Here is an 8,051-nt window from a genome sequence, read left to right as displayed (position 1 = left end):
TCGCTCAGAGGCGGGCACTCGCACTCCTCGCCGGAGAGCTTCGCCGGTGAACGTCCCAGTGGGAGCGGTCTCCCAGCGGACACGAATGCCGTCCGGGACAATTGAGGTGAAGGTGGCACAAGGGATTTGACCACCGTGCGAGCGTGCGCAAACGCGGGCGTCCAACCGGCGTGTCGCCCGCAGACACGCGCGCTCGCACCGAGGGGAGGGTCCTCGCGCCCAATTCGCTCAGAGGCGGGCACTTGCGCCCTCCGGCGGAGAGCTTCCTCCGACGAATCCCGTCCCTGACGCTCGAGGCCAAAGCGACGCAAGGGGTTTGGTCAAATGCGAATCACGCCAAGCCCGCCGTCACCGTCGCCAAGTCGAAGTAGTCCCGCCACGCGGCAATGCGCCCGTCGCGGACCTCGAAGGTGCCCATCACGGGCAGCTCGAGCCGCCCACCGTTGGTCCGTCGCATCACGTCGGTGCGTTCGTTCATCACGAGGTTGCCGTCGGTGATTTGCCGATGAACAATGAAGTCGATGCCCTCCATACCGTCGAGCATCATGGGGAGAAGATCCCGAATCGCCGACAGGCCCTCGGCCGGTGCCATCGGAATGTTGTGGTAGACCGCGTCTTCGGTGAAGTAGCTCAGGATCGTCTCGAGATCCGGCTTGGCCCAGAGGGTGCAGAACTCGGTGACCAGCTCTGCGGGTTCGGTTGTCATGCCTCGATGAAACGTGCTGCGGACGAGAATGGCAACCGCGTGACAGCCGCCGGCGCCTCGACCACAGTGTTGGCATGACGACATCGAAGCGAGCTCTCATCCCCACCTTCGCCGCCCTGCGGTTCACCACCGGCGCGGCGGCCTGGCTGGCTCCGAACAGGACCGCGCGCTTGCTCGGGCTGGGCTCGAAACACCAGCAGCCCTTCACCACTCAGTTGTTCGGGTCGCGCGAGCTGACGCTGGCCCTCGCCATCACCGATTCGGCCTCACCGCAGCTGCGTCACCGGGCGCTGCAACTCGGGCTCCTGGTCGACGCGCTGGACGTCGCCGCCGCAGCCGGCGGGGTCCGTCGCGGCACGTTGCCGACCCGGGCCGCGGTGCTCACCGGTGGCGGGGCCGCACTGTTCGCGGGCCTGGGCCTCGCCGCGCTCACCAACCCTCGGTGAGGCGCTCACCGGTTCACGAAGTCGACCACGGCCTCGGTAAAGGCGTCGTTGTCGTCGCCCGCAGCGGTATGTCCGGCGTCGGACAGTTCGACGAACTCCGCGCGCGGCACCTTGGTGAGGAAGTCCTGCACGCCCTCGGGGCTGACCACGTCGGACAACTTGCCGCGGATCAGCAGGATCGGGATCCGCAGGTCGATCGCCGCCTGCTCGAGCATGTCCATTCGGACGAACGGGTCGTCCGCCGGTTTGGTGAGAAACGCCGGATCCCAGTGCCAGTACCACCGTCCGTCGCGCAGCCGCAGGTTCTTCTTCAACCCGTCGGGGCTACGCGGCTTGGCGCGATGCGGCAGGTAGGCGGAAACCGCCTCGGCCGCATGCTCGAGTGAATCGAAACCGTCGACTCCACTGAACATGAAGTCACGGATGCGGGCGCTGCCGTCCTTCTCGAACCGCGGCACGACGTCGACCAACACCAACTTGGTGATGACCTCGGGACCGGCCTCGTGTGCGGCGAGGATGCCCGTCAACCCGCCCATGCTGGCGCCGATCAGCACCGTCGGCCCGCCGATCTGGTCGATCACCCGCAGCGTGTCGGCGCCGAGCGCATCGACGGAGTAGGTCGCCGTGGGTGAGCGGTCGCTGTCGCCGTGGCCGCGGCTGTCGAGCGCGACGACGTGGAATCCGCGGTCGGCGAGGACCTGCCCGGTGTTCTTCCACGAGTACCTGTTCTGGCCGCCGCCGTGCAGCATCAGAATGGCGGGCCGCTCGCCGGAGGTGTCCGCGTCCTTGTTCCACTCGTCGGCGACCAGGGTGAGGTCGTCCGCGCCGCGGAACTCCACCGTCGTCAATGAGCTTTTCGCCTCGCCACTGGACATCCCCGCACGTTACCTAGGTCCGAATTGGCGTTCGACGTGGGTCGCGGGACGGTGATGACTTTTGCACGCAGCGTCGGTCAGCATCGGTGAACTCATCCCAACAGGAGGTCAACGCTCATGCCGACGATCACACCCTCGCTGTGGTTCGACGACGATCTAGAGGAGGCCGCGGCGTTCTACACCTCGGTGTTCCCCAACTCGTTCGTCGAGGGCTTCAACCGCTACACCGACGCAGGCCCCGGCACACCCGGTCAGGTCGTCGCCGGCACGTTCGTGCTCGACGGAGAGCGCTTCGTCGGCATCAACGGCGGTCCGCAGTTCCCGTTCACCGAGGCGGTGTCGTTCGAGGTGCGGTGCGCCGACCAGGACGAGGTCGACTACTACTGGAACCGCCTGGTCGACGGGGGCGTCGAGTCGCAATGCGGGTGGCTCAAGGACCGCTTCGGGCTGAGCTGGCAGATCGTTCCCGAGCGGCTGTTCGAATTGCTCGGGGACCCCGACCCCGCCCGCGCCGCCGCCGCAACCAGGGCGATGCTCGGGATGCGGCGGATCGTCGTCGCGGAGCTCGAAGACGCCGTGCGCGACGTCTGACAGCGGTCGCCGGCCGCCGGGCCACCCGTGCCACGTACCGTGAATCCGACGCACGGGTCGACGTGAAGGAGCGCGCATGGCAAACGACACCACGGCAGAACCGCGCTGGCTCGACGTCCCGACCCCCGACGTGCACCTGAGAGCGCTGTCGTGGGGGCCGGTCGACGCCCCGATTGCCTTGTGCCTGCACGGCTTTCCGGACACCGCGCACGGCTGGCGCAGGGTGGCGCCCAAGCTCGTCGACGCGGGGTGGCGGGTCGTCGCTCCGTTCATGCGCGGGTACGCCCCGTCCTCGACGTCGACCGACGGGAGTTATCACGTCGGCGCACTCATGGACGACGCGCTGCGCGTGCTCGACGCGGCCGGCCCGACCGGTCGCGACGTCCTCGTCGGACACGATTGGGGAGCGATCGCGGGCTCCGGCCTGGCGGCCATGCCCGACAGCCCGTTCCGCAAGGCCGTCATCATGTCGGTACCGCCCGCTGGGGCCTTCCGGCCGTTCGGTCAGGTGCCCGATGCAGGCAGGCTGGCCGCTCAGCTCCCTCGCCAGCTGCTGCGAAGCTGGTACATCATGTTCTTCCAATTGCCCTTTCTCCCAGAGCGTTCCGCGTCGTGGGTGGTGCCCCGCCTGTGGCGGCAATGGTCACCGTCCTACGTCGCCGACGCGGACGTGGCACTGGTGCTCGACGCGATCGATGCGCCCGACAATTGGCGGGCTGCCCTCGGCTACTACCGAGCGACCATCCGCGGTAGCAAGCCGCCGCCGCGTTACGCCGATCTGCACGACCACTGGCTGTCACCGCTTCGGCTGCCGACGCTCTATCTGCACGGCTCCGACGACGGTTGCGCCTCGGCGGACTACACGCGGTGGGTGGAGCCCTCACTGCCGGCGGATAGCCGGGCCGAGATCGTCGACGGCGGAGGGCACTTCATGCAACTGGACCGACCGGACGACGTGGCGCGCCGCATCGTCGACTTCATCGGAGTGGGGGACTAGCACCACATCGGTGGTCACACTGCTGGACGGCGACGCAATGCAACTAGGGCGCCGGTTCAGTCAGTAGCCCTCCATCGAGCGGCTGAACTCGAGCGGCTCGTCGTCGACGAAGGTGTCCGGCGAGAACGCCCGGTCCGACATCACCCCCCAGGCTCGGCGACGTTGCATGGCAAGATTCCCCGCGTCGTACAGCGGAAATACCGCCGCCTCGCGGTAGAACTTCGCCATCGGGAATTTGCGGTCGAGAGCATTCACTCCGACGATTCGCATGCAGTCGGCAACCACCTTCTGCATCATGTCGCCGCAGAAGGTCTTGTTCATGCCGCCGAGCGCATGCCCTTGGCCGGGGTGCCGATCCATGTAATTGGCTGCCTTCCAACAGAAATACCGACCAGCCTCGATTCTTGCCGCCACGTCGACGAGAAGATTGCCAACGGCTTGGTGGTTGATGATGGGCGTCGAGCCGCCGCCGGTGTAGGTCTTGGCCCATTTGAGTGTGAACTCGTATGCACCGCGGGCGACTCCGACGGCCGCCATGCTCGCGATCGGCGAGGACCAGGTGAAGTTGCGATTGACGAGTAGGTCTCCGTCACCCCGTGCCAGCAGGTTTTCCTGCGGAATGCGGGCACGCCGAAAGGTCATCGTGACGTTTTGGCAGGTTCGGTGTGCCATCTTGTCGATGACTTCGTACTCGATTCCGGCAGTGCCTCGCTCGACCACGGCGACGCTCAACGCGGACTTGCCTCCGGCCGTCTGGTCGGTCCGGACGACACACACGTTGAGGTCGGCTCCGCGCAGATCCCAACCGCCGGCATTGCACGGCCAGTGCTTCTCACCGTTGAGGACGTACTGACCTCGGCGGCGGTCGTAGTCGGCCAACAGTTGGATGCCCGCAGTCGGGCTCGGGTGGTCGAAGTTGGCGGTGCCACCGCGCTCGCTCACCACCCAGCCGGCGAGAAAGGATCCGTCACGGTCGGATGTCGCTTGCGTGAGCCACTTTTCGCGTTGATCGTCGCTTCCGAGCCAGAGTATCGGCATGAGGGCAAGGCCGTTGACGAGCAGGATGGTGGGGAATCCGGGGTCGACCGCGCAGAGTTCCTCGATCGCGATCAGGAAGTCCACGTTCGTAGCACCGCCCCCGCCGAATGCCTTCGGCAAGAACATCGTCGTGAAACCAAGCGCGGTTGCCTCCCGGTAGACCGGCCGCATCGCAGTGAAGGCTTCCTGCGGATCGGCAAGGACGTCGGCCACTTCTGCGGCAGGGCGTAGCACCTCGACGGCAAATTCCCTCGCGAGCAGCTTCAGTCTCCGCTGTTCAGCGGTCAGCTCGAAGTCGACGGGCACGAGTTTCCTCCCCGGGGTTGGTCACGCAGTCACGCGGTAGATCAGCGTCCGCCGGCTCGCCGCGCCAAATTGAGCGCCCCCCGCAGGCCTTGGTCGTTGGCCGCGATGTCTTCGAGCGTAGCTTCGTCCAACACCGCGAAGTACGCGTCGAGGGCGCGGCTGAAGACGTCGCGAGCCCCGCACACCCCCGCAATGCGGCAATATCGAATCGGCCCTAGACATTCGACGACCGCGAAGTCGGACTCCATGGTCCGCATCACCTCGCCGACGGTGATCGCCGACGGGTCACGCATCAGACGAACTCCGCCCGCGCGCCCCCGCGTCGTCTCGACCAAGCCGGCGGACGCGAGCCCCTGCACGACTTTGTCGAGATGGTGGCGGGATATGTTGTGGGCGCTGGCGATCTCGGCCACTGAGCCACGACGCTCCGGTGCGACGCGTAAGTACATAAGAACGCGCAAGGCAAAATCTGCGTGAGTCGTGTGCTTCATGTGTTCGGCTCGTCTCCATCGGTACAGGCACGAATCGTACCGAGGGCATGCGGCGTCTCCGACGGATCCAGGTCCGGAGCGTCGTGCTCCCGACCTGGATCCGCGGCGCGGTCAGCTGGCGAGTGTGCCGATGCCCTCGTGCTGCTTGCCGAACTCGACGTACTCGTCCTCCATTATCGCCCGTGGATTGAACATCGGGTCGGCGATGATTCCGTGGACGCGTCGCCGCTGCATGCCCATGTTCCCGCCGTCATAGATCGGCAGAACCGCAGCCTCTCGCAGGATCTTGCCGAACCCAGTGGCCGTTTCGAGACTGTTGACGCCGACGATTTGCATGCACTTGAACACACAGTCGAACATGAGCTCGGTGACCTGGATCTTGTTCATCGCCCCGACGAGTTCGGCGTGTTGGTCGTGCTTGTCGAGGTAGTCGGCCGCCCGCCACGAGAAGTAGCGCGCCATCTCGATCTTGGATGCGACGTCACCCAAGACGTAACCCACGTTCTGGAACCCGATGATTGGTTTCAGTCCGCCTGCCGTGTTGTTCTTCGCCCAATCCAGGGCCATCTCGTAGGCCGCGCGGGCCATGCCCACCGCGGCGATCGCTGCCACGGGACCGGACCATGCGAAGTTTCGATTGATGACGAGATCGCCATTGCCCGCTGCACCCGGTAGGAGGTTCGCGGCGGGGATGCGGGCGTTGTCGAACACGATCTCGGCGTTCGACGCGAGCCGGTGGCCGATCTTGTCCAGGTGGCGGTAGGTGATGCCGGGCGTATCGCGTTCGAGGACGAGCGCCGACAGACCCTCCGTTCCTCCCTTGTCGCCGTCGGTCCGCACGATCAGCGTTCCGGCGTTGACACCCCTTTCGTCCCATCCCGCCGAGGACGGCCAGTACTTGCGTCCGTTGACGACGTAGTCGTCACCGTCGCGGACCGCGGTGAGCCCAACGCCGGCCGGACGGGGCAGTGGGATATCGAAATTGGCCGTGCCGGAGGGGTTTCCGGGCGGCTCGCTGGCAGTCCATCCGCCCAGGTACTCCCCAGTTGGGTCCGAGGTGGCGGCTCCCAGGAACCTGTCCTTCTGCTCATCGCTGCCGTACCAAGCCACGGGCATGAGGCCAAGGCCATTGCAGAGGACGGTGCACGCGAAGCCGGGGTCGACGACGCAGATCTCCTCGGCGGCGATGACGAGGTCCACACACGACACACCACCGCCGCCATAGGCCTTTGGCAACATGCACATGGCGATGCCGGCCCGGTAGGCCTCGACGTACGCTGGCTTGGTCATCTGAAAACCCTTGAGCGGGTCCGGTTCTGCGTCGGCACTCGCAACGACGGGCGCGAGGACGTTCTCAGCGAAGGCCCTGACGTCGTACTGCAGCTTGCGCTGTTCGTCGGACATCGTGAAGTTGATGGTCATGGGTTGGCTCCAATGGTGGTCGCGGGCGGGTTGTCGCCCGCGGCGTCCCGTGAGCGATGGCAATAGGGTCCTAAATCGGTATTTCAAATGCGTATTTAGATTGTTTCGCGACCATTGCGACATGTTCGGAAAACCTCACGGCGACTGGCGATTCAGCGTGAGGTCCAGCCGGATCCATGGCGACGCCGGCAGCGGCCAGACGGGGCAATACGCCGGTGACGATCTCGCGCAGCACGTTCCCCGACCCGTCCATCGCGAGGCGAAGGCACACCCCGTCCGCGACGCCCGCCTTGCCGATGTCGACCACCAGCCCAGCCAACCCGCGTGCGGTGCCAACATAGTGGAGCCTGTCGCGCAGGCGGGCGTTCCCTGTAGTCACCTCGCGGAACGCGGTCACGGCGTCGGCGGCAATGTGGACGGTAAGTGCGACGACCACCCGCAATGGTTCGTGCGCGGCGTTTGCCGCGAGCAGACGTCGGCGGAGTACCTGCGCATGCAGCAGATCACGTGCCTCGACGAGGACGGTCCCGTCGGTGTAGTCGTGCTGCGACTGGGTCAGCCTCAGCGGTCTCCGTGCACCGCTAAGACGCGGATGCTCCAGTGCGACGATGAATTCGGGGGACTGCGACATGGGGGACTCCTCCATAGCGTGCGTGTGAACGGTCAACCGGACACTGGGGCGAGCGCCCGAAAGCCGGACCCGTGCCAGATCAGCGGTTCGACGTGTGGGTCGTACGCCACGGCGTCGACCTGAAGCAGGATCACGTCGTGGTCGCCGGCCCCGAGCTCGGCGTGCACGTGGCATTCGAGATGCATGACCGCACCGTCGACGTAGTGCGCGCCGGTGCTCGTCGTCGTCGTGTCGACCCCGGCGAATCGATCCGCAACGGTCGTCGAACTGAGCTGGCGTGCGATGCCGTCTTGCGACACGGCGAAGACCGAAACGCCGAGTCGCGGAACATTGTTCAACCGTGGCCAACTGGTCGACGTGTGTTGGACGGCGAAGAGCACCAGCGGCGGCTCTGCCGAGATTCCGACCTGGAAGGACGATGCGACGAAAACGGCAGGTCGTCCATCCACGATCGCTGCGATGGCGGCGACGCCCGTCGGGAAGTGTCCGAAGACCGTCCGCACGGTCGGGTCACCGGAGGCGACGTCGGCAAGTGGCTGGCGCATGGG

10 protein-coding genes are annotated in these 8,051 nt (G+C 66.0%); 3 read left to right on the top strand and 7 right to left on the bottom strand.

Annotated elements, in window-relative coordinates; translation table 11 throughout:
* Positions 1-331: 331 nt before the first annotated feature.
* Positions 332-706 (bottom strand): limonene-1,2-epoxide hydrolase family protein, encoded by a 375-nt coding sequence (locus B1790_RS07625; RefSeq protein WP_079922614.1) that lies wholly within the window; start codon positions 704-706, stop codon positions 332-334.
* A gap of 74 nt (positions 707-780) precedes the next feature.
* On the opposite strand from B1790_RS07625, the gene B1790_RS07620 reads away from it, so the two are divergent.
* Positions 781-1,152 (top strand): hypothetical protein, encoded by a 372-nt coding sequence (locus B1790_RS07620; RefSeq protein ID WP_079922613.1) that lies wholly within the window; start codon positions 781-783, stop codon positions 1,150-1,152.
* Positions 1,153-1,157: 5 nt separating this feature from the next.
* On the opposite strand, the gene B1790_RS07615 is transcribed toward B1790_RS07620, so the two are convergent.
* Positions 1,158-2,027: an alpha/beta fold hydrolase gene (locus B1790_RS07615; protein ID WP_079922612.1), complete on the bottom strand. Its 870-nt coding sequence runs from the start codon at positions 2,025-2,027 to the stop codon at positions 1,158-1,160.
* 117 nt (positions 2,028-2,144) lie between these two features.
* Between B1790_RS07615 and B1790_RS07610 the strand changes: the two genes are divergently transcribed.
* Positions 2,145-2,618, top strand: coding sequence for a VOC family protein (locus B1790_RS07610; protein ID WP_079922611.1), 474 nt, complete (start codon positions 2,145-2,147; stop codon positions 2,616-2,618).
* Positions 2,619-2,694: 76 nt separating this feature from the next.
* Complete coding sequence (locus tag B1790_RS07605) at positions 2,695-3,615, top strand: alpha/beta fold hydrolase (protein WP_079922610.1); 921 nt, start codon at positions 2,695-2,697, stop codon at positions 3,613-3,615.
* Positions 3,616-3,675: 60 nt separating this feature from the next.
* On the opposite strand, the gene B1790_RS07600 is transcribed toward B1790_RS07605, so the two are convergent.
* The 5 genes from B1790_RS07600 to B1790_RS07580 form a co-directional block, all read right to left on the bottom strand.
* Complete coding sequence (locus B1790_RS07600; RefSeq protein ID WP_079922609.1) at positions 3,676-4,959, bottom strand: acyl-CoA dehydrogenase family protein; 1,284 nt, start codon at positions 4,957-4,959, stop codon at positions 3,676-3,678.
* A 41-nt stretch (positions 4,960-5,000) separates the two neighbouring features.
* Positions 5,001-5,450 (bottom strand): Rrf2 family transcriptional regulator, encoded by a 450-nt coding sequence (locus B1790_RS07595; RefSeq protein ID WP_079922608.1) that lies wholly within the window; start codon positions 5,448-5,450, stop codon positions 5,001-5,003.
* 111 nt (positions 5,451-5,561) lie between these two features.
* On the bottom strand, positions 5,562-6,872 hold the full coding sequence (locus tag B1790_RS07590; protein WP_079922607.1) for an acyl-CoA dehydrogenase family protein: 1,311 nt from the start codon (positions 6,870-6,872) through the stop codon (positions 5,562-5,564).
* Between the two features lie 70 nt (positions 6,873-6,942).
* On the bottom strand, positions 6,943-7,503 hold the full coding sequence (locus tag B1790_RS07585) for a hypothetical protein (protein WP_142271115.1): 561 nt from the start codon (positions 7,501-7,503) through the stop codon (positions 6,943-6,945).
* A 32-nt stretch (positions 7,504-7,535) separates the two neighbouring features.
* Entirely contained in the window at positions 7,536-8,048 is a 513-nt protein-coding gene (locus B1790_RS07580) for a flavin reductase family protein (RefSeq protein ID WP_079922605.1), read from the bottom strand.
* Positions 8,049-8,051 lie beyond the last annotated feature (3 nt).

Origin of the sequence: Mycobacterium sp. AT1, from assembly GCF_002043095.1 — a bacterium.
Classification (GTDB): domain Bacteria; phylum Actinomycetota; class Actinomycetes; order Mycobacteriales; family Mycobacteriaceae; genus Mycobacterium.
Note: the sequence above shows the minus strand (reverse complement) of the source record. Positions and strands in the feature narration are given on the sequence as shown.

Coding starts and splice junctions, on each gene's coding strand:
- B1790_RS07625 (WP_079922614.1), bottom strand. CDS start 706: ATGACAACCGAACCCGCAGAGCTGGTCACCGAGTTCTGCACCCTCTGG.
- B1790_RS07620 (WP_079922613.1), top strand. CDS start 781: ATGACGACATCGAAGCGAGCTCTCATCCCCACCTTCGCCGCCCTGCGG.
- B1790_RS07615 (WP_079922612.1), bottom strand. CDS start 2,027: ATGTCCAGTGGCGAGGCGAAAAGCTCATTGACGACGGTGGAGTTCCGC.
- B1790_RS07610 (WP_079922611.1), top strand. CDS start 2,145: ATGCCGACGATCACACCCTCGCTGTGGTTCGACGACGATCTAGAGGAG.
- B1790_RS07605 (WP_079922610.1), top strand. CDS start 2,695: ATGGCAAACGACACCACGGCAGAACCGCGCTGGCTCGACGTCCCGACC.
- B1790_RS07595 (WP_079922608.1), bottom strand. CDS start 5,450: ATGAAGCACACGACTCACGCAGATTTTGCCTTGCGCGTTCTTATGTAC.
- B1790_RS07590 (WP_079922607.1), bottom strand. CDS start 6,872: ATGACCATCAACTTCACGATGTCCGACGAACAGCGCAAGCTGCAGTAC.
- B1790_RS07585 (WP_142271115.1), bottom strand. CDS start 7,503: ATGTCGCAGTCCCCCGAATTCATCGTCGCACTGGAGCATCCGCGTCTT.
- B1790_RS07580 (WP_079922605.1), bottom strand. CDS start 8,048: ATGCGCCAGCCACTTGCCGACGTCGCCTCCGGTGACCCGACCGTGCGG.